General features: G+C 44.0%; 17 protein-coding genes. 10 read left to right on the forward strand and 7 right to left on the reverse strand.

The window, feature by feature from the left end; translation table 11 throughout:
* Nucleotides 1-172: 172 nt before the first annotated feature.
* Complete coding sequence (locus TW84_RS06860; protein WP_045974913.1) at nucleotides 173-682, forward strand: GNAT family N-acetyltransferase; 510 nt, start codon at nucleotides 173-175, stop codon at nucleotides 680-682.
* Here the strand turns inward: TW84_RS06860 and TW84_RS06865 are convergent.
* Both TW84_RS06865 and TW84_RS06870 read right to left on the reverse strand, forming a co-directional pair.
* On the reverse strand, nucleotides 639-1,535 hold the full coding sequence (locus TW84_RS06865) for a DMT family transporter (RefSeq protein ID WP_045974914.1): 897 nt from the start codon (nucleotides 1,533-1,535) through the stop codon (nucleotides 639-641). The two genes, TW84_RS06860 and TW84_RS06865, sit on opposite strands and share 44 nt — an antisense overlap.
* Before the next feature lie 294 nt (nucleotides 1,536-1,829).
* Nucleotides 1,830-2,981 (reverse strand): tetratricopeptide repeat protein, encoded by a 1,152-nt coding sequence (locus tag TW84_RS06870; protein WP_045974915.1) that lies wholly within the window; start codon nucleotides 2,979-2,981, stop codon nucleotides 1,830-1,832.
* Between the two features lie 349 nt (nucleotides 2,982-3,330).
* On the opposite strand from TW84_RS06870, the gene nagB reads away from it, so the two are divergent.
* From nagB to TW84_RS06895, 5 genes are all read left to right on the forward strand, one after another.
* Nucleotides 3,331-4,131, forward strand: coding sequence for a glucosamine-6-phosphate deaminase (gene nagB, locus TW84_RS06875; RefSeq protein ID WP_045974916.1), 801 nt, complete (start codon nucleotides 3,331-3,333; stop codon nucleotides 4,129-4,131).
* A gap of 254 nt (nucleotides 4,132-4,385) precedes the next feature.
* Nucleotides 4,386-4,934, forward strand: a complete 549-nt coding sequence (locus TW84_RS06880) for an ECF-type riboflavin transporter substrate-binding protein (protein WP_045974917.1) — start codon at nucleotides 4,386-4,388, stop codon at nucleotides 4,932-4,934.
* Nucleotides 4,935-4,940: 6 nt separating this feature from the next.
* Nucleotides 4,941-6,632, forward strand: coding sequence for an ABC transporter ATP-binding protein (locus TW84_RS06885; RefSeq protein WP_045974918.1), 1,692 nt, complete (start codon nucleotides 4,941-4,943; stop codon nucleotides 6,630-6,632).
* Nucleotides 6,629-7,468: an energy-coupling factor transporter transmembrane component T family protein gene (locus TW84_RS06890; RefSeq protein WP_045974919.1), complete on the forward strand. Its 840-nt coding sequence runs from the start codon at nucleotides 6,629-6,631 to the stop codon at nucleotides 7,466-7,468. The genes TW84_RS06885 and TW84_RS06890 overlap by 4 nt, the downstream gene beginning before the upstream one ends.
* A 132-nt stretch (nucleotides 7,469-7,600) precedes the next feature.
* Nucleotides 7,601-9,079: an Lcl domain-containing protein gene (locus TW84_RS06895; protein WP_045974920.1), complete on the forward strand. Its 1,479-nt coding sequence runs from the start codon at nucleotides 7,601-7,603 to the stop codon at nucleotides 9,077-9,079.
* Between the two features lie 36 nt (nucleotides 9,080-9,115).
* Here the strand turns inward: TW84_RS06895 and TW84_RS06900 are convergent, their stop codons facing one another.
* The gene (locus TW84_RS06900; RefSeq protein WP_045974921.1) at nucleotides 9,116-9,895 is read right to left on the reverse strand and encodes a PilZ domain-containing protein; all 780 of its coding nucleotides are present in this window, start codon (nucleotides 9,893-9,895) and stop codon (nucleotides 9,116-9,118) included.
* Between the two features lie 360 nt (nucleotides 9,896-10,255).
* Here TW84_RS06900 and rsgA point away from each other — a divergent pair, with 360 nt between their 5' ends.
* The 4 genes from rsgA (at nucleotide 10,256) to TW84_RS06920 (ending at nucleotide 14,566) form a co-directional block, all read left to right on the forward strand.
* The gene (gene rsgA / locus TW84_RS06905) at nucleotides 10,256-11,311 is read left to right on the forward strand and encodes a ribosome small subunit-dependent GTPase A (RefSeq protein ID WP_045974922.1); all 1,056 of its coding nucleotides are present in this window, start codon (nucleotides 10,256-10,258) and stop codon (nucleotides 11,309-11,311) included.
* Between the two features lie 208 nt (nucleotides 11,312-11,519).
* Nucleotides 11,520-12,737, forward strand: coding sequence for a serine/threonine transporter SstT (gene sstT / locus TW84_RS06910; RefSeq protein ID WP_045974923.1), 1,218 nt, complete (start codon nucleotides 11,520-11,522; stop codon nucleotides 12,735-12,737).
* A 244-nt stretch (nucleotides 12,738-12,981) separates the two neighbouring features.
* Nucleotides 12,982-13,464: a putative pterin-binding protein gene (locus TW84_RS06915; protein WP_045974924.1), complete on the forward strand. Its 483-nt coding sequence runs from the start codon at nucleotides 12,982-12,984 to the stop codon at nucleotides 13,462-13,464.
* The gene (locus TW84_RS06920) at nucleotides 13,448-14,566 is read left to right on the forward strand and encodes a GGDEF domain-containing protein (protein WP_045974925.1); all 1,119 of its coding nucleotides are present in this window, start codon (nucleotides 13,448-13,450) and stop codon (nucleotides 14,564-14,566) included. Before TW84_RS06915 ends, TW84_RS06920 begins: the two co-directional genes overlap by 17 nt.
* A 112-nt stretch (nucleotides 14,567-14,678) precedes the next feature.
* Here TW84_RS06920 and pstB read toward each other — a convergent pair whose 3' ends face one another.
* From pstB to TW84_RS06940, 4 genes are all read right to left on the reverse strand, one after another.
* Nucleotides 14,679-15,428, reverse strand: coding sequence for a phosphate ABC transporter ATP-binding protein PstB (gene pstB / locus TW84_RS06925; protein WP_045974926.1), 750 nt, complete (start codon nucleotides 15,426-15,428; stop codon nucleotides 14,679-14,681).
* 59 nt (nucleotides 15,429-15,487) lie between these two features.
* The gene (gene pstA, locus TW84_RS06930) at nucleotides 15,488-16,351 is read right to left on the reverse strand and encodes a phosphate ABC transporter permease PstA (protein WP_045974927.1); all 864 of its coding nucleotides are present in this window, start codon (nucleotides 16,349-16,351) and stop codon (nucleotides 15,488-15,490) included.
* 21 nt (nucleotides 16,352-16,372) lie between these two features.
* Nucleotides 16,373-17,305 carry a phosphate ABC transporter permease subunit PstC gene (pstC, locus tag TW84_RS06935; protein ID WP_045974928.1) on the reverse strand — a complete coding sequence of 311 codons (933 nt, stop codon included), beginning with the start codon at nucleotides 17,303-17,305 and terminating at the stop codon, nucleotides 16,373-16,375.
* Nucleotides 17,306-17,399: 94 nt separating this feature from the next.
* The gene (locus tag TW84_RS06940; protein ID WP_045974929.1) at nucleotides 17,400-18,221 is read right to left on the reverse strand and encodes a phosphate ABC transporter substrate-binding protein; all 822 of its coding nucleotides are present in this window, start codon (nucleotides 18,219-18,221) and stop codon (nucleotides 17,400-17,402) included.
* Between the last annotated feature and the right edge of the window lie 368 nt (nucleotides 18,222-18,589).

The raw sequence follows: 18,589 nt of genomic DNA on the forward strand, positions 1-18,589 counted from the left end.
AATGTGATACTAATGAAATGTCATTTATGGGATCTAAACCTTACTTATATAACACAAGGTTCTGCAATAACTCGTTACATCCGCAACATTTAAGCAACTGATTGATTAGCGATGATTGAGAAATTGCTACGAAAGATTTAGATTATTTCTACACCATCAACAAGGAAAAGTGATGAAGATAAAAGTCAACGAATTAGACCACCCTGATGTTACCCATTTACTCCAAGAACACTTGGCGGATATGAACGCGACCTCTCCACCAGAAAGTGTTCACGCTCTGGATACATCCGCCTTAAAAGCGCCTGACGTCACTTTTTGGACTGGCTGGAAAGCTGGGCAGCTCTTGGGTTGTATCGCCATTAAACAGCTTTCTGAGTCACATGCTGAGTTGAAATCAATGAGGACAACACCTAGCGTTCGAAACCAAGGCGTTGCCTCGGCTTTGCTTCAGTACGCCATTGAGCAAGCAAAACTAAGTGGCTATCAGCGGATTAGTCTAGAGACAGGATCGATGTCTTTCTTTAAACCAGCGAGAGAACTGTACAAGAAATTTGACTTTGAATACTGCTTACCTTTTGCTGACTACCAGCCGGACCCAAACAGTCATTTTATGACTCTCGATCTGAACGAGTATACCCCTAAATCTGCTCAGCAACTCGTGATTTCTTCAGCATCCGAGTAGGAGAGAACCCAGTGACTAACATAGTACCGGACAGCACAAGTATGGTTCCAGCAAAAGTATTAATGCCTATTGGCTCATCAAGGATCAAGGCTCCCCATATAATGCCAAACACTGGGATCAGAAATGTTACCGACAGTGCAGACGCGGCGCCCTCATCAGCAACTAACCGGAAGTAGAGCAAATAAGCCACGCCTGTACAGATGACACCGAGTGCACCCACAGCGAGCATTTCACGGGGGCTTGGTTCACCTTGCATCGGAACAAATGGAAGCAAAGGTAATATCCACAGAACAGCCGCCCACATGTTTCCATGCGCATTTTCAAATGAAGCCACTTTAGGGGCTGTCTTGGTATAGTTGGTCGCGATGCCATAGCTGCAAGCAGCCATAATACTAGCGCCAATGGGCAGTGCTGCACTCACACCGATGTTCACCGCGTCCCAACCAACAAGCACCACTACACCACTGACACCAACCAGCATACCAAAAATCGCTTTGCCACTGAGAGTGGATTTATGCCAGAAAACTCCTATCAACGCCCCCCAAATCGCCGCTGTTGAGTTCAGAACGGACAAGGTCGAAGCATTGAGTGTTTGAGCCGCATAAGCAAACAATAAGAAAGGTAGTGCCGTATTAAACAAGCCGATGATCATAAAATGTGAGAAGTGATTTCGGAACGCTAATTTCTTGCGCAGATAAAGAGAGACTAAAAACAAGCTGATCGCGGCAAAACCCACTCTGAACTCAATCAAATACGCTGGCCCAAACGTATTGGCAGCCATCTTCATAAACAGAAAAGAGCCTCCCCAAATTGCAGCGAGACAGATTAGGCGCAGAAAACTAACGGTAGACATGGTTTATCCCTCTTATTTTTTGCGCCTAATGTGAATCAATAGTTAAGCAGAATCAATCATTAAATGTGTTACATTTCCGAAAATGACCACTTTATCAATTCAAGCATTGCCTATGTGGGTTTCAGGATTGGCAACATGATTTGAAAGCCTGCTTGTGAGGTAAGCCTGAGCGTATTTGATTGGACTCATCACCTTACAACAAAAATAACGGCCTCACTCTCATCATTACAGGTCAGTGGGCAGAGAAGGTGACGCAATAAAAACAAAGCCCCTATTTTAATTGAGGGGCTCATCTTATGCTTTATCGATATTGGATTGAGAAAAGTCAAGTTTCTCTTTGATGTCGGGCTGAACTTCACTGACATCATCTGAGGAAGTAAGCGGCTCTTGTAATAAATCTAATTCGATCTCCTCTGTGACCTGATTGCCAAGTACCTCTTTCTCCTCAAGGGGGATGTTACGCTTATACAACTTGTTTAGAGCTTTGATCACAGAATGTTTACTGACTTTTTTATCCTTGATCTTCTTTAAGATCGGTTTAGATAAGGATTGCAAACCCACAACCGTATCAACACCAATATTCAATGCTACCTGATCACGTAGTACCCTAGCAGGTTCATGTCCGCAATGGCCGGCCAGAAACAGCCAGATATAAGCAATCGCATTGCCGTTGGGCCTGTGGTTCATCCAGGCCTCCCCAGCATTATACATAGCATCGCTATGCCCTTTTTCCGCGGCGCGTTCTAGCCAGTAGCACCCTTTGGCATGATCAGCAGCAACACCAATGCCGTGAATGTAGTTAAGCCCGAGTTTCATGCGCCCTTCATTGCTTCGGAGCGCAGCTGCCTTGTGATAATACTCGGTAGAAAGACGTGGTTTAGGGTCAGGGTTATGTGATGATGCATACCAGTCACCCAAAAATATCAGGGCGTCGATATAATTCTGTTCAGCTGCCTGTTTTAATATCTGTATCGCTTTGCCAATATTTTCGTCCGTGCCGCGACCATAGAAGAACGCCATCGCCATTTCAAATTTATGAGGGACACTGCCTTCCATGGCAGAAATGCATATCTGCCAAAATTTAGCTTCTTCTTTCAGCACTAAGTCCTGGTTCATCTTGTTGCTGATACGTACAACACCGTACATGCCAGTAACACTGTCCAGCCGAGCCGCTTTGTCGTACCAATACAGTGCTTCTTTCAATCTTGAACGTTCAGCTTCTTTTGCCAAAAACAATATGGTCGGGATGTGGCCGCTTTCGGCCTTATGAATCCGATCTTCATGTTCTTGCTTGCGATTTTTTTCCATTGCTTTCCGGTAAGCGATCTCACGCTCTTTGCGCTCTTGCTCCAGCCTTTTCTTTCGCAACTGAAGTGCAAGCATCCAAATGAACATGCCAAGCAATAACAAACCGGTTGCCCCAATGGCGATACCTATAACATTCATCTATATCTTATTTTCACCTTCGACTGGCGTTTTGTCGTATGAAATTCTTGTCGGCCAGCCACAACAAAAGTTGAGAATTTATACCGTCTTTACCTAATTGTACCTCACTCCAATGATTCGTTGATGAATAAAATACAAATCCTGCCACAGGAGTACACATTTACATGCTTAATTTTTAACTTAAATTTATATAACAGCACTTAGAAAATTGTAGGAAAAAATAGGCTCAACATTGACTAAAACGAAAAGAAAAGTGAAAAAAGATCAAAAACAATAGCTGTGCCAACAAACTTATTTTATAATGCAAATAATGTTTAAAGCATCATATTTCCAATACTAGGGGCAACCAATGAGACTAATCCCGTTACACAAAGCCGCACAGGTCGGCAAATGGGCGGCGGCACATATAGCCAAACGCATTAACAATTTTCAGCCAAGCGCTGATCGGCCATTTGTACTCGGTTTACCTACTGGTGGTACGCCGCTCGCGACATATAAAGCGCTTATCGAACTTTACAAAGCTGGGGAAGTCAGTTTTAAACATGTTGTGACGTTTAACATGGATGAATACATTGGTATTCCAGCAGATCACCCTGAGTCGTATCGCTCTTTCATGTACGAAAATTTCTTCAACCATGTTGATTTACAACAAGAAAATATCAACCTGCTTGATGGCAATACAACAGATCATGAAGCCGAATGTCAACGCTACGAAGATAAAATCAAATCTTACGGCCGTATTAACTTATTTATGGGCGGCGTAGGTAACGATGGGCACATTGCATTTAACGAGCCTGCCTCTTCTTTATCTTCTCGCACTCGAATCAAAACGCTAACAGAAGATACGCGCATCGCAAACTCACGCTTTTTTGATGGTGATATCAATCAAGTGCCGAAGTATGCTCTGACTATTGGTGTAGGTACATTACTTGACGCTGAAGAAATCATGATCCTCGTTACAGGGCACAATAAAGCCTTAGCGCTAGAGGCCGCTGTAGAGGGCAGTGTTAATCATCTATGGACGGTTTCAGCCCTTCAACTGCACCCTAAATCTGTGATCGTATGCGACGAGCCTTCGACTCAAGAATTGAAAGTAAAGACAGTCAAATACTTCACTGAGCTTGAAGCAGAAAACATCAAAGGTTTCTGACCCCATTTCCCCGATCTCAAGACATCCATCGAACCGATAATAAATCCGATGCATAATGCGTCGGATTATTCGTTTTCCATGCCTCGCAATTATTTTTAGTTTACTCAATAAAAGGATTAGCCATCTAGACAGTTAGCTTTCCAAGCATCTCGCCAGCAGGTATAATTCGCGCCTTCTGCTCGCAAACGTACAAAACTCAACCACCACAATCGCTTGCGACTGTTGTTTAAAGATTTAGGGCAAAAGGGTTACTTATGAATCTCTCAGCTAAAACTGTCGTAGTGATTGCTATCGGCGCTGCACTATACGGTATTGGAGGCTTACCTATGTTTGGTATCCCAGTATTTGCAAACACCACACTAAAGCCCGCGATGGCAGTCCTGGCTCTATTTTCCGTTCTGTTCGGGCCTCTGGTTGGTTTCTTAGTTGGATTGATTGGCCATTGGGTTACAGACCTATTTGCTGGCTGGGGTGTATGGCTAACTTGGGTATTGGGCTCTGGCATTGTCGGTATGGTGATTGGCTTCTTCCCTCGCCTGACCCAAAATCGAATTTCAAAGGGCGAATTCAGCCTCAAAGATTTCTCTTTGTTCATCATTCTCGCGCTCATCGGTAACATTGCTGGTTACGGATGTTCCGCATTTCTCGATACAGTTCTCTACGCTGAACCTTTCACTAAAGTCTTTACCCAACTGACAATTATTGCTGCGGGTAACACTGTCCTGATTGCTGTGGTAGGCTATTTCATTCTTAAGTCTGTCGCTAAACGAAACAAACAAAGCCGCAATCTGACAGAGGCTTAATAGACAGTGACCATCGAATTTTCTGATTTCTCTTTTAAGTACGAGTCACTGGACAGACCGACGCTAAAACATATTAATCTAAGGATAGAGAAAGGAGAGAAAATCGTCATTATTGGCCCAAGTGGTAGTGGGAAATCTACACTAGGCCAATGTCTCAATGGCCTTATTCCCCATTCCATTTCTGGTGAGATTTCCGGCTCTTTTACCTTGCATGGTCAGGACGCTTCAAAATGGGAACTACACCAGTTTACCGAGCAGATAGGCACTGTTCTACAAGATACTGACAGCCAGTTTGTTGGCCTGAGTGTCGGTGAAGACATCGCCTTTGCTCTCGAGAACCAGTTGATGTCGAATATCGACATGTACCCAGTCGTTAAATCAACGGCTCGAATGGTCGAACTTGAAGATATGCTTACCCGTTCTCCTCATGATTTATCGGGTGGGCAGAAGCAGCGTGTTTCTCTAGCGGGCATTCTCGTCGATGACGTCGACACACTACTGTTCGATGAGCCTCTTGCAGCGTTGGACCCTAAGACAGGCCGTAAAACGATTGAGATCATAGACCTGCTCCATAAAGAGAGCGGCAAAACAACCATAATTATCGAACATAGGCTAGAAGACGTTCTCCATCGCCCTGTCGACCGAATCATCCTGATGGAGGAAGGCCGAATCGTCGCAGATATGACGCCAGATGCTCTACTCGCATCATCACTTCTGGAAAAATACGGAATCCGCGAGCCTTTATATTTGTCTGCACTTAAAGCAGCTAACGTTGTTCTCAGTGATGAGGACAAGCCGTCCACATTAGGTGGAATTAATCTTGAGCAACATGCCAAGCAATTCTCTCATTGGCAATGCAATCCAGCAGTAGCATCAGCACAATCAACAGCACCCTTGCTTTCCATTGATAATTTGACTTATTCCTATGATGGTGAAAAGAACGCGCTTGATGGTGTAAGTTTCGATATTCATCAGGGCGAGTTTATGTCGATTCTTGGTAAAAACGGCTCAGGTAAGTCGACGATCACCAAGCTAATCATGGGTGTCATCGAGCCTGATGCTGGCAGTATAAAAATGCGTGGCCAAGATTTATCAACGCTGTCCATATTTGAGCGAAGCCAGAACATTGGCGTGGTCATGCAGAACCCAAATCACATGATTTCACACCATATGATTTTTGATGAAATCGCATTCGGGCTTCACAACCAAGGTCTGAATGAAAACGAGATTGAGCAAAAAGTACTTCATGTACTTGAACTGTGCGGGCTAAGCAAATATCGCCACTGGCCGATTTCGGCTCTGAGCTATGGGCAGAAAAAGCGAGTCACAATAGCTTCTATCCTAGTTCTTGAGCCGGAGTTGCTCATTCTTGATGAGCCGACGGCTGGCCAAGATTATCGCAACTACACATCAATGCTCGATTTTATCCAAACACTTAACAAGAAACTAGGTATCACCGTTGTGATAATTTCTCACGACATGCACTTAGTCTTAGAGCATACTCAGCGCTCGATTGTAATAGCGGATAACCGTTTGATTGCAGATGCTCCAATGACCGATGTATTTTCTCAACCTGAATTGCTCAACCAAGCTAACCTGACGACAACCAGTTTGTACGATATGGCTGAGAGGCTTGACGTTGCAGACAAGAACCAGTTTATGCAGTACTTCATCAAACTGGAGAAGCAAGTCGCATGAATACCACAAAAATGAAGTTTGGTATCAACTATATCGATACTCAGTCGCCACTACATCGGTTAAACGGTATTACCAAGTTCATCCTGTTCATCGCTTGGATCACAGTGGTGCTAACGACATTTGATCTGCGTCTGATTAGTTCATTGATTTTTGCTGGTTTATGGCTGCTGAAAAGTACCAGAGTCCCTTTTGGTACTTATAAGCCACTGTTAATTGGTACAGGCAGTGTGCTGTTACTCAATGCACTGTTTATGTTCCTGCTTGCCCCTCAACAAGGTAGCCAATTGCTCGGGAGCTATACTGTGCTTCTGACTTTTCCCGGCAACTACGCGCTAACGCAAGAGACTCTATTTTACTTAGTCACCGTCACACTTAAGTATTTCAGCATGTTCCCGATTGCGCTGGCATTTGTCTTCTCGACTCACCCAACGGAATTTGCTGCTAGCCTAAACCGTATCGGTGTACCTTATAAGATAGCGTATGCCGTGAGTCTGACGTTGCGCTACCTCCCCGAAGTCAAGAAAGATTTCATCAATATTATGCACGCCCAACAAGCACGAGGGTTGGATATCTCCAAAACAGCGCCGTTGTTTAGCCGAATGAAAAACGTCGCCAATATCCTTGGGCCACTGATCTTTTCCAGCTTAGAACGAGCAGATGAAATCTCTAACGCTATGACACTGCGCGGATTTGGCCGACACAAACGCCGCAATTGGTATAGCCAGAAACCTCTGTCCCGTGCAGATAGATACTGTCTCATTGGCATCTTCATCATTGTAACTCTAGCCATAGCCAAAAGAGCACTAGAGCCTCAATTGTTCTGGTACCCATTCTAAATTTCCCTCTAAACCGGGCACTAGCCCGGTTTTTATCATCGACTCTCTTTACGTTCTTTTACTCGCTCACTACTCTCCTTTACACATCTGACGATAAAATTCATCATGTAAATCATTGAGCAAGGATACGTCATGAATATAAATCACATGGTCATCACCCTGATGGCCTACAGCATCTCTTGGACTAGTTCAGCCAGCCTGACCTACCCTATTGTTGATACAGGCCAAACAGAATGTTTTGACATCAAACAAGCGTCTTCGACCTGCCCCACCTCTTCTGCCGACACTTTCGGTCAGGACGCACAATACGTTGGTAACTATCCCACATACCAAGCCAACATCGACGGCACCGTCACGGATAAGGTGACTGGGCTAATTTGGTCATCAACCACTGATATCAACAACGATGGTAAGATCGACGCCAACGATAAGCTCAGTTATCAAGAAGCGATTGAGTATGTAGACAAGTTACGTCTTGCTGGTTACGACGATTGGCGTTTACCTAGTATCAAGGAACTATACTCTTTGATTTTATTCGATGGCCAAGATCCCAGCGGTTTCAGACAATCAGGGACTGTTCATCTTATACCCTTCATAGATCACCAATACTTTGCAATGAACTCAGGTGATACTGAGTCAGGTGAGCGCTTAATCGACAGCCAGTTTGTATCTAGTACCAAGTACGTTTCCACCACGATGCGAGGTGATGAGACGGTGTTTGGTGTCAATTTTATTGATGGCCGAATTAAAGGCTATGGGATTGAAAGCCCACGTGGTGGCCAAAAGACCTTCTACGTTTTGGCGGTACGTGGCAATAAAATGTATGGACAAAATCAATTCTCTGCCAATACAAACGGAACGATAGAAGACACAGCAACTGGACTGTTATGGCAACAAAGTGATAGTAGAAAAAATATCAAATTCCCAGAAGCTTTGAGCTACTGTCAAAACTTATCACTCGCAGGTCGAAGTGATTGGCGCTTGCCGAACATCAAAGAGCTGCAGTCCATTGTCGATTATTCTCGTTCTCCCAATACATCCAATTCTGGAGCAATAGACCCGATTTTCGAAGCCACTATGATTAGCAATGAGGCAGGACAAGCAGACTACGCCAACTATTGGAGCAGTACTACTCACCAAAATTTGCGTAATGGTGCCAACGCCGCCTATATCGCATTTGGCCGTTCAATGGGATACATGAATAATCAGTGGATAGATGTTCATGGTGCGGGTTCTCAACGAAGCGATCCTAAGTCTGGCAGCACCAACATGTATCCAACAGGTCATGGCCCTCAGGGTGATGCGGTGCGTGTAGAGAACATGGTTAGGTGTGTATCAGGAGGTAACGTTGAGTTTGTACACAGCCCTACCCAGAGTCAGCGTAGTGCTAAGGCCTTCATTAACAAAGAACAAAGTACAAGCTCAATGAAGGCGAAACACATGAATACAATGCCAACTACCACGGGGCGATTACCCCCTAGGATGGACCGCAATGGTGATGGCAAACTTTCTCGAAATGAGGTTAAGGGTAAACTCGCCCAAGATTTCAGCCGATTAGATAGCAATAATGATGGCTATCTCACTCCAGACGAGATTCCGCCTAAACGATAGTAAAGGTGGGCTTCTGTTGTGCAGAAGCCCATTCAGTCATAATGTAAATTTTTGACTCAGCTGACAGAAGTTTAGCCCCTCAATTAGGCTAGCAACGGGCTCGAGGCTACTTTTCTCAAACTGAACACCAAATTTACAGTAACGGCTAGTTGTTTTTACATTCCTAACTGTTGCTTCAAGCACTTGAGGCTCTACCACTTTATCGCTTTCCGTTTCCTGTATGCTTAACGAGATAAGATCACCAACTTTGTGGTTGGTTAGGTTGCGATCCACTACGATCAAGCAACCATTGCTCGATATATCGCGAATCTGACATTTAAAATGATGGGATTGTGGCGCCAGTATTCCCTCCAACGCCAACTCCAATCGAGCATTCTCTCTCAACCCCGCTGCAACCTGAGTCGCGGCAGGCAAAGTGATAAGAAACAAACTGTTTCCCCCAGCCTCAATCACGTACTCCAGCTTACTCTTGAAGTAAATTCTAGCGCCTTCACCTGCCTCAGCAATGACACACGCTTTAATTGCATAGCCTCGCTGAAAAAAAACAGCCACTTCTTTCGGAGAAACTTTTGGCATCTCTATCAACATAAGATTGTTGGAGTGAAGACCAATATACTTGGTTTTGCCTTTGAGATTTTTGCCTGTAGGAGTCGTGATCAGGAATGCAACTTCACTCAAAGGCTTAACGTCACTGAAGGCGTCTTCACCATATTTGATGTTATCGGAGGGTAACTTGGGGGCTTCTTTCGTCTGGGTAGCATCAGCGGAAGATAGTTCAATCACTTCAGCTTTCTCACTTTGCGTCGCTTGTATCATTATTCTATCACATCCATATAAACCAACTCACATATACAGTTTATAAGCAATCACTCAATATCGGCAACAAAAGTTCGCACAGTCATGACACCCATTTATATTACGCTTAAAAAAGAGTCGATTAGAAGAACAATCACGATTATACTAATCAGTAGTTTACTAAGCTGACCAAAAAATCGAACAGATAACGTTAGGAGGATACGATGATTGTAGCAAGAACCCACCCGGCAGAATTAGTGAAGAATAAATAACCGCAGGTTACACACTTCCCTTCTCTTTGCCCGGTGTAATCATACCGGGGTCTCATGACCCTAGCTGACAATTTTTTGCAGAGACCTTTCTGCGTGTCTGGGGTACAAAATGTATAACAATCCCAAACAGCCGTTGAACTTAGCTCAACTCGGCTGGAATAACTCGTTTCAACAACAACTGACACTTGAAGAACTTGAACACAGTTGCATTGCACGCGTAGTAGAGCACCATAGAAGTGGATACAAGCTGCTCAGCGAAGATAGTGAAATGACTTTAGCCATACATAAATCACTGCCTATGATGACTGTCGGTGACTGGCTTTTGTTAGACAAACAAGGTGGCTTCGAGCGTTTATTGGACCGCCAATCTTTGTTTGCTCGTAAAGCTGCTGGCAGCAAAATCGCCGAGCAGCTTATTGCTGCAAACGTGTCCACTTTGTTTATCGTTTGTGCACTCAACGATGACTTCAATCTAAGCCGTATTGAGCGCTATCTGGCCACTTCAAACGAAGCCGAGGTCGAGCCTGTCATCGTGTTAACAAAAGCTGATCTTGTCACTGATGCAGAAGAGAAGCGCCAACAAGTGCAGCAACTCGATCCTTTGCTTATGGTAGAAATGCTCAATGCTTTAGATGGAGAGCAGTATACATCGCTAAGCAGTTGGTGTAAGTCAGGATCCACTGTCGCTTTCATGGGCTCTTCTGGTGTCGGAAAGTCAACGTTAGTCAATGGCTTACTCGGCGAGCCTGTTCAATTAACAGGAAGCATTCGAGAAAGTGATAGTAAAGGACGACACACCACCACTGGCCGTTCAATGCACTTCCTGCCAAGTGGCGGTGTCTTAATTGATACACCTGGAATGAGAGAGTTGCAATTGTTTGACTGTGCTGACGGTGTCTCTGAAACCTTCGCAGATATCGAAACGTTGGCAGCGCAATGTCGATTTTCTGATTGCTGCCACCATAGCGAACCTGGGTGCGCTGTCACTGGTGCGATTGAAACAGGTCAACTAGACCATCGCCGACTGAAAAACTATCAAAAGTTACTGCGGGAGCAAGAAAGGAATGGAGCAACCATCTCTGAACGCCGAACCTCCCATAAGCAGCAAACCAAAATGTATCGGAACGTTCAAGCGGCCCGACGTAACCGCAAACAGAGTTTGTAAAATTAAAAAGGGGCTCTCAGCCCCTTTTTTAGTACAATTCACACAACATTGATAACATTATATTCACACATTAACATTTTCAATAAATTTTCATGCTGAAAATCAATTAATTCTAGACACAATATTTCAACACGCTAGTATTGTCGACCTCAGTTCCAATAACTGAAATTACTAAAATTTTATAAAATAATTCATTGCAGGGATAACTATGCAACACAACTCTATCTTTGCCCGCTTTGCACGTGGAAATCTGGTATTACAGATCCTAGCCGGTATCGTTCTCGGTGTAGGTTTAGCGACTGTGTCACCAGAACATGCGCAAAGTGTTGGTTTACTTGGAAGCTTATTTGTCGGAGCACTAAAAGCTGTCGCCCCCATTCTTGTTTTTATTCTGGTTGCAGCATCTATTGCCAATCAGAAAAAAAACCAACACACTTACATGCGTCCAATCGTGGTTCTGTATCTTTTCGGTACTTTTACCGCAGCATTGACCGCAGTCGCACTTAGCTTCATGTTCCCAACGACACTTACGCTAGTTTCTGGTGCAGAAGGAGCAACACCACCACAAGGTATCGCAGAAGTCATGAACACATTGCTGTTCAAGATCGTTGATAACCCTGTAAGTGCACTAATGAACGCCAACTATATTGGTATTCTGGCATGGGCCATTGGCCTTGGTCTTGCTCTTCATCATGCTTCCGGTACAACCAAAGCGGTATTTGAAGATCTCAGCCATGGTGTTTCTCAGATCGTTCGTTTCATTATTCGCCTAGCACCATTTGGTATCTTTGGCTTAGTCTCTTCAACATTGGCGACAACGGGTTTCGACGCACTGGCAGGTTATGCTCAACTCCTAGTTGTTCTGCTTAGCTCGATGCTGATCATTGCTCTAGTCGTGAACCCGATCATTGTTCTAGTCAAAACTGGCGAAAACCCTTATCCACTCGTATTTCAATGTATACGTGAAAGTGGTGTAACCGCCTTCTTTACTCGTTCAAGTGCAGCAAACATCCCAGTGAATATGGCACTTTGTGAGAAGCTTAAACTTGATGAAGATACGTACTCAGTATCAATCCCACTGGGGGCAACCATCAATATGGCGGGGGCAGCGATAACTATCACGACACTGACTCTTGCAGCAGTACATACTATGGGTATCGAAATCGACATCATGACAGCCCTACTTCTAAGTATCGTTGCAGCCGTCTCTGCATGCGGCGCTTCTGGTGTTGCTGGTGGCTCATTGCTACTTATCCCATTAGCTTGTGGCCTGTTTGGCATTCCAAATGAAATTGCAATGCAGGTTGTCGCGGTTGGCTTCATTATCGGTGTGGTTCAAGATTCAGCAGAAACGGCTCTCAACAGCTCGACTGATGTGGTGTTTACGGCCGCTGTATGTAAAGCGAAGCAAAAGCAAAAAGCTTAAGCCTCCAGCCTGAACACCCAATAATATCTTCAGCCCGGCGACATGCCGGGCTTTTTGTTTGCGATTAAATCGTCGCTATCTTCCGCTTATTCTGCCTAGCTATACTCAGATTATGTGTCTTACTATCAGAGGCTTAATCCCATTTTATCGACTCATCGAGTAAATTAATTTCCATGGCTAATATCTGAACATATAATTACTAATATAATACTTACTAATTAACTGTTGTATCGAAGGAAGGTCTATGAGAGGTGTTATTGTCGCCTTTGTGCTTCTGTTTAGCACGCCCTTGTTCAGTGCTGAGTTAGTCGTTGGCATCGATAACCATCAACCTAAAACTTTGGTTTATGCTCAATTGGTTTCCCAATATCCCCCAACCTCCTTCACAACCCAACTTCCATGGCAACCAGAAGCCAATGAGTTTACTGGGGTGAGGGTCTCTGACATGCTCGAACAGCTCGGCATTCAAGACACAACCTCAGTTTCATTTATCGCTCTCAATGACTACTCGGCGAGTGTAACGATAGAAAACATTGTGAAGTACGAGCCTATAATCGCGTACAAAATGAATGGCAAGAAAATGAAAGTGCGAAATAAAGGTCCATATTGGTTGGTCTTTAACTTAGACAAGTTCCCTGAGATTGACAACACAACTTTTCATTCTCAAATGGTGTGGCAAATTGGCAAAATAATGATTCACAGAAGTCCTGATGAGAAATCCAACTAGCGTTCGTAGTTTTAACCAGATCCTATCCAGAGCTAAAGTGTTGCTTATCTTTCTCTCTGCGATACTGATCGTCGCGAATTTATACTTTCTATCAGCCACGCGTGACTTGGCTCATTCATACAGTGAACAGCAAAACAATGCGACCTGGTTTCTCTTTCAACTGACAAAAGAGTTTTCTGAACTCAGAACCATCACTGCGCTTGCTGAAAAAGACGACAAACTTTTAGACCGCACAATACTGAAATATGAGTTGACTTGGAGTCGCTTCGAGCTGCTGATAAATAGCCGCGAAGCAGATACCTATATTGCGCTTCCCGGTGCTAAGAGCTTCTTTAGAACCTTGTTTGAGCAATTTAAGAGTTTAGAGGGCAAGGTAGAACAGTTGCCCGACAACAGAAAGCTCGCACTCAGCCTCGCGGAGGACTTCGAATACCAGTACATGTCGATGATCAACTATGTGAATACAAATTTTCGTATTAAGAGCCCGCTATACCAATCTCAAATGAAACAAGCTCAAGCTATTACACATGCGCAATTTGTGCTGATGATGTTACTGTTTGCCTGTGTCGGTGTCGTCAGCTATATCATCCATAAAGAAGCGTTGTTTCATAAACAAGTCTCGCTAACAGACTCTCTAACAGGCATTCCAAACCGTTTAGCCTTTATGCGTCAACTCACCGATTACATTGAACAAACCTCTCACTTCTCATTGATTTTGCTCGACCTAAATAGTTTCAAAAAAATCAATGATTCACATGGCCATCAAGCGGGTGACCTAGCGCTGAGGATAGTATCGGCGCGTTTAGTCGCATTGATGAGTCGTCACAACCTGTCTGTATTTCGGATCGGTGGTGATGAATTCGCCGTTCTTACCAACTCAGATGATGAAGCAATCATTCAACAACTGTCAGATTCGATTAATCGCTGTTTTGATGAAAGTATCACCATACAAGAGCAAACGGTATATCTTTCCGCCAGCTTAGGCAGTGCAGCATACCCTCAAGATTCAACCAGCCTTAACCAATTGATTTCCATCGCTGATCAGAATATGTACCAAAAGAAGTTCTCCACCAAAAGTCGAGATAAAAAGTTTACAGCTTAAGAAAATGCTAGCCATAGCCTCAACATTGAAACATAAAAAAGCCCCTCATTAGGAGGGGCAAAGTACCATCGCTTATTGTTATAGTGATAATGCCAATAAAACAGTAGAGTGATTAACCAAAATCACCATTTACGTATCCCTTGGTACGGTCATCTTTGGGTTCGCTAAAAATAACCTGAGTAGCATCATGTTCAACGAGCTCACCCATTAAGAAGAAAGCCGTGCGGTCAGAGATACGGCGTGCTTGCTGCATAGAGTGAGTCACAATAACGATCGTGTAATTTTTCTTCAGCTCTTCCATCAGCTCTTCAATCTTATGGGTTGCGATTGGGTCAAGGGCAGACGTTGGTTCATCCATCAAGATGACATCTGGTTCCATGGCAATAGTGCGAGCAATACACAAACGCTGCTGCTGACCACCCGAAAGACCAAACGCATGTGACTTCAAGCGATCTTTTACTTCATCCCAAAGTGCTGCGCTGCGCAGTGAGCGCTCAACGACTTCATCAATGTGTTTCTTGTCTTTAATACCCTGAGCTCGCAGGCCATATGCGACATTTTCATAGATGCTCATCGGGAATGGATTAGGCTTTTGGAACACCATGCCCACTTTAATCCGTAGATCAGCGACATCTATATTTCCATAAATGTCCGTGCCGTCCATATCCAACTTACCTGTAATCTTTACCCCTTCAATTAGATCATTCATACGGTTAAGGCAACGCAATAGCGTAGATTTCCCACAGCCTGACGGTCCAATAAGTGCCGTTACCTGACGTACGGGAATCGGCAAATTAATCGCTTTCAGTGCTTGATTTTCGCCATAAAACAGATCTAGGTTTTCAATATCAAATTTGTTCATTGTCTCTATCTCTTCAATCTTAAATTCGTGTCTGTGCTTGTTGCAGTTAAAGTCGCAGATTAATAATTCGCAGTGTTGAAACGGCTTGCGATTAGCTTGGTGATCATGTTGATCAAGAGAACAACGACAATCAGCACGGTAGCTGTACCATAAGCTTGATTCCACTCTTCAATAGTGAAAAGCTCTGTAGTTAGCTTATATAGGTGAACGGTTAGCGTTCGACCTGAATCAAGTAAAGAATCAGGTATACGAGCCACCATACCCGCAGTCAGAAAGACAGGGGCAGATTCACCTATTACACGACCAATACTAAGAATGACCGAGGTTAAGATACCTGGCATTGCACTAGGCAAAATCAAACGCCAGATGGTGTAAATTTTTGAAGCGCCCAAACCATATGAGCCCTCACGATACGTTTGTGGCACTGCCATCAGTGCTTCTTCCGTAGTCCGGATTATCACTGGGAGAATGAGAATACTTAGTGTCAATGCCCCCGAAAGAATCGAGAAACCCAAACCTAAGATTGCCACGAAGAAAGTCATACCAAACAGACCGAAAATAATTGATGGGATACCCGCCAATGACTCAGTACAGAATCGGATAACTTTGACAAGTTTACTGCCCACTTTCGCGTACTCGGTAAGATAAATTGCCGTCATAATACCCAGTGGAGCTGCCACAGCAATTGACGCGATTACCATGTAAATAGTCGCTACAATCATTGGGAAGATGCCATGCTCTTCGCCAGTACGAGTGTAGTTGTCAGTAATAAAGTCCCAGTCAACATGCTGCAAACCATTCGATAGGATGTACCAGATAATCCAGAACAAAAAACCTACCGTCAATGCCGCTGCTGCCCAAATAAAGCCACTAAAGATATTGTCTTTAAACTGGCGTGCTTTCTTTAATTTTGCGCGATCCATAGTCATCACCTTCGAGCCAGTTTACTTCGCTTTTTCACGGTTGAGATAGAGCAGTGCTGCGTTCAGCATCATGATAAACACGAGTAGAACTACACCTGTAGCATAGAGTGCATTAGCGTGCACACCGCTTGCGTAAGACATTTCAATAGCGATATTTGCGGTGAGCGTCCGAGCAGAGTCGAGAATGCCCTGAGGCATGGCTGGCGCATTACCCATCACCATGATAATTGCCATCGTTTCTCCAAGAGCTCGGCCAATACCCAGAATCACCCCTGTCATGATGCCCGAGCGTGCCGCCGGAACAAGCAGTTTAAAGATAGTGAAGATTTTTGATGCGCCCAGAGCTAGTGAGCCCTCTTTGTATGTGCGCGGTACCGCACGAATTGAGGTTTCTGAAACGGTAATAACCGTCGGAAGAATCATCACGCCCAGCACGATGATACCAGCCAAAATGGTGTTACCTGCTGGTACTTCAAACACGTCCTGAATCAACGGAACGATGATGACCAGGCCAAAGAAGCCATAAACCACTGATGGGATACCTGCTAACAACTCTACAGCTGGTCGAATAATGTCAGCCAAACGCTTGGGGGCCACTTCAGCAATGAAGATAGCGGTAAGCACGCCAACTGGAACCCCAACGATGACTGCTCCAAACGTCGAGACGACAGAAGCAACAATCATAGTTGCTACACCGTAAAGTGCAGGTGGCAGCCAGTCTTGGCCTAAGACAATTCCAGAAACCCCTACTTCCTGAAATGCAGGGATAGATTCTTTAACGATAAAATAGGCGATGACCGCCAGAGATACAATGCCAATAACAGCACTGGTAAGGAATAAGCCATGGAAAATTCGTTCTTTCCAGTCAACACGCTTGCTTGCACGTAAACTCGGCTTAGAAACTTGAGTCGCTTCAGTATTCATAAGCTCGTCACTATTTGTTGCGATGGTCATAGAGTTCTTACCTTTCTCACGAACTGCGTTCGCTTGAAGTCAAGAAAAGGCTCAGCCCAAGGTGGGCTGAGCAATTAAAGAGTATTACTAATGATTAGTTAACTGAAATGTAGCCTTTGCTGTCTACAAGAGATTGCGCTTCATTAGACACCATCCAATCTAGGAATTTCTGAGTTTCAGCAGATGGCTTGCCGTCTTTGTAAAGAACAAGGAATGGACGAGCAACTTTATAAGAACCGTTCTTCACATTGTCTACGTTTGCCTTAACACCATCGATAGGAAGTGCATGAACAGAATTGTCTACTGTGCCAAGAGAGATATAACCAATCGCGTATGGGTTAGATGCCACCATAGTTTTCAGTGCACCGTTACCATTGGCAACTTGAGCACGTTGAGAGATAGCGGAGACTTTCTTACCAGAAATTTTCTTCTTCAGTTTCATGATGTCTTCAAATGCACCGCGAGTTCCAGATGCCGTATCACGAGTGATAGCAACGATTGGCTTATCTGCACCGCCGACGTCTTTCCAGTTAGTGATCTCGCCTTTGTAAATCGATGTCACTTGTTCAGCCGTCAGTGCTTGTAGGTCATTTTTAGGGTTAACGACGACTGCAATACCGTCTAATGCAATCGTAAGCTCTTTTAGAGCTGGTTCTTTTTCAGAATCTTTCAGGTTACGAGAAGACATACCTAAGTCAGCTGATCCGTTTTTGGCCGCTTTTACGCCAGCAGAAGAACCAGGCCCTTGAACTTCGATAAATACGCTCGAGTTGTTCTTCATGTATGTTTCAGAGAAAACTTCCATCAGTGGAGTTACGCTGCTAGAGCCCACTGCAGAGATAGTTTCTTTGGCAGAAACTGAAGTTACTGTCATTGCGCCTAGAAGTGCGATTGCACCGATAATTGTCTTTTTCATCACAATTTCCTTAGTGGGCATTATTGCCGTTGTGTTTCACTTGAACGATGCTCACTTTAGGACTCGAATATGACATTTGTGTTTCACTTCGTTGAAGCCTGTATGACAGATAAGATTTAATGAGCATGTTTTATCGGAAGTGATTGATAGGTCGAACAATAATGAAACAAGGCGGCGTAGCTTAACGATCAGACTACAGATTTAGAGTTATAACTCTATGAATTAAAAAGAAAATTGATTCCTAACTTGACTAACGATAATTTCATAAAATAATCAAATTCCAGATTGAATTATATTTGAGAAAAACTAGAATCGTCCCTCCTAATTATAAAAACGACAATATACAACTCACCAACATCAATAAAAGA

Origin of the sequence: Vibrio neptunius, from assembly GCF_000967495.1 — a bacterium.
Taxonomy (GTDB): domain Bacteria; phylum Pseudomonadota; class Gammaproteobacteria; order Enterobacterales; family Vibrionaceae; genus Vibrio; species Vibrio neptunius.

Bases quoted from the DNA above. Each gene is read 5' to 3' on its own strand.
- TW84_RS06860 (WP_045974913.1), top strand. From the start codon at position 173: ATGAAGATAAAAGTCAACGAATTAGACCACCCTGATGTTACCCATTTA.
- TW84_RS06865 (WP_045974914.1), bottom strand. From the start codon at position 1,535: ATGTCTACCGTTAGTTTTCTGCGCCTAATCTGTCTCGCTGCAATTTGG.
- TW84_RS06870 (WP_045974915.1), bottom strand. From the start codon at position 2,981: ATGAATGTTATAGGTATCGCCATTGGGGCAACCGGTTTGTTATTGCTT.
- nagB (WP_045974916.1), top strand. From the start codon at position 3,331: ATGAGACTAATCCCGTTACACAAAGCCGCACAGGTCGGCAAATGGGCG.
- TW84_RS06880 (WP_045974917.1), top strand. From the start codon at position 4,386: ATGAATCTCTCAGCTAAAACTGTCGTAGTGATTGCTATCGGCGCTGCA.
- TW84_RS06890 (WP_045974919.1), top strand. From the start codon at position 6,629: ATGAATACCACAAAAATGAAGTTTGGTATCAACTATATCGATACTCAG.
- TW84_RS06895 (WP_045974920.1), top strand. From the start codon at position 7,601: ATGAATATAAATCACATGGTCATCACCCTGATGGCCTACAGCATCTCT.
- TW84_RS06900 (WP_045974921.1), bottom strand. From the start codon at position 9,895: ATGATACAAGCGACGCAAAGTGAGAAAGCTGAAGTGATTGAACTATCT.
- rsgA (WP_045974922.1), top strand. From the start codon at position 10,256: ATGTATAACAATCCCAAACAGCCGTTGAACTTAGCTCAACTCGGCTGG.
- sstT (WP_045974923.1), top strand. From the start codon at position 11,520: ATGCAACACAACTCTATCTTTGCCCGCTTTGCACGTGGAAATCTGGTA.
- TW84_RS06915 (WP_045974924.1), top strand. From the start codon at position 12,982: ATGAGAGGTGTTATTGTCGCCTTTGTGCTTCTGTTTAGCACGCCCTTG.
- TW84_RS06920 (WP_045974925.1), top strand. From the start codon at position 13,448: ATGAGAAATCCAACTAGCGTTCGTAGTTTTAACCAGATCCTATCCAGA.
- pstB (WP_045974926.1), bottom strand. From the start codon at position 15,428: ATGAACAAATTTGATATTGAAAACCTAGATCTGTTTTATGGCGAAAAT.
- pstA (WP_045974927.1), bottom strand. From the start codon at position 16,351: ATGGATCGCGCAAAATTAAAGAAAGCACGCCAGTTTAAAGACAATATC.
- pstC (WP_045974928.1), bottom strand. From the start codon at position 17,305: ATGACCATCGCAACAAATAGTGACGAGCTTATGAATACTGAAGCGACT.
- TW84_RS06940 (WP_045974929.1), bottom strand. From the start codon at position 18,221: ATGAAAAAGACAATTATCGGTGCAATCGCACTTCTAGGCGCAATGACA.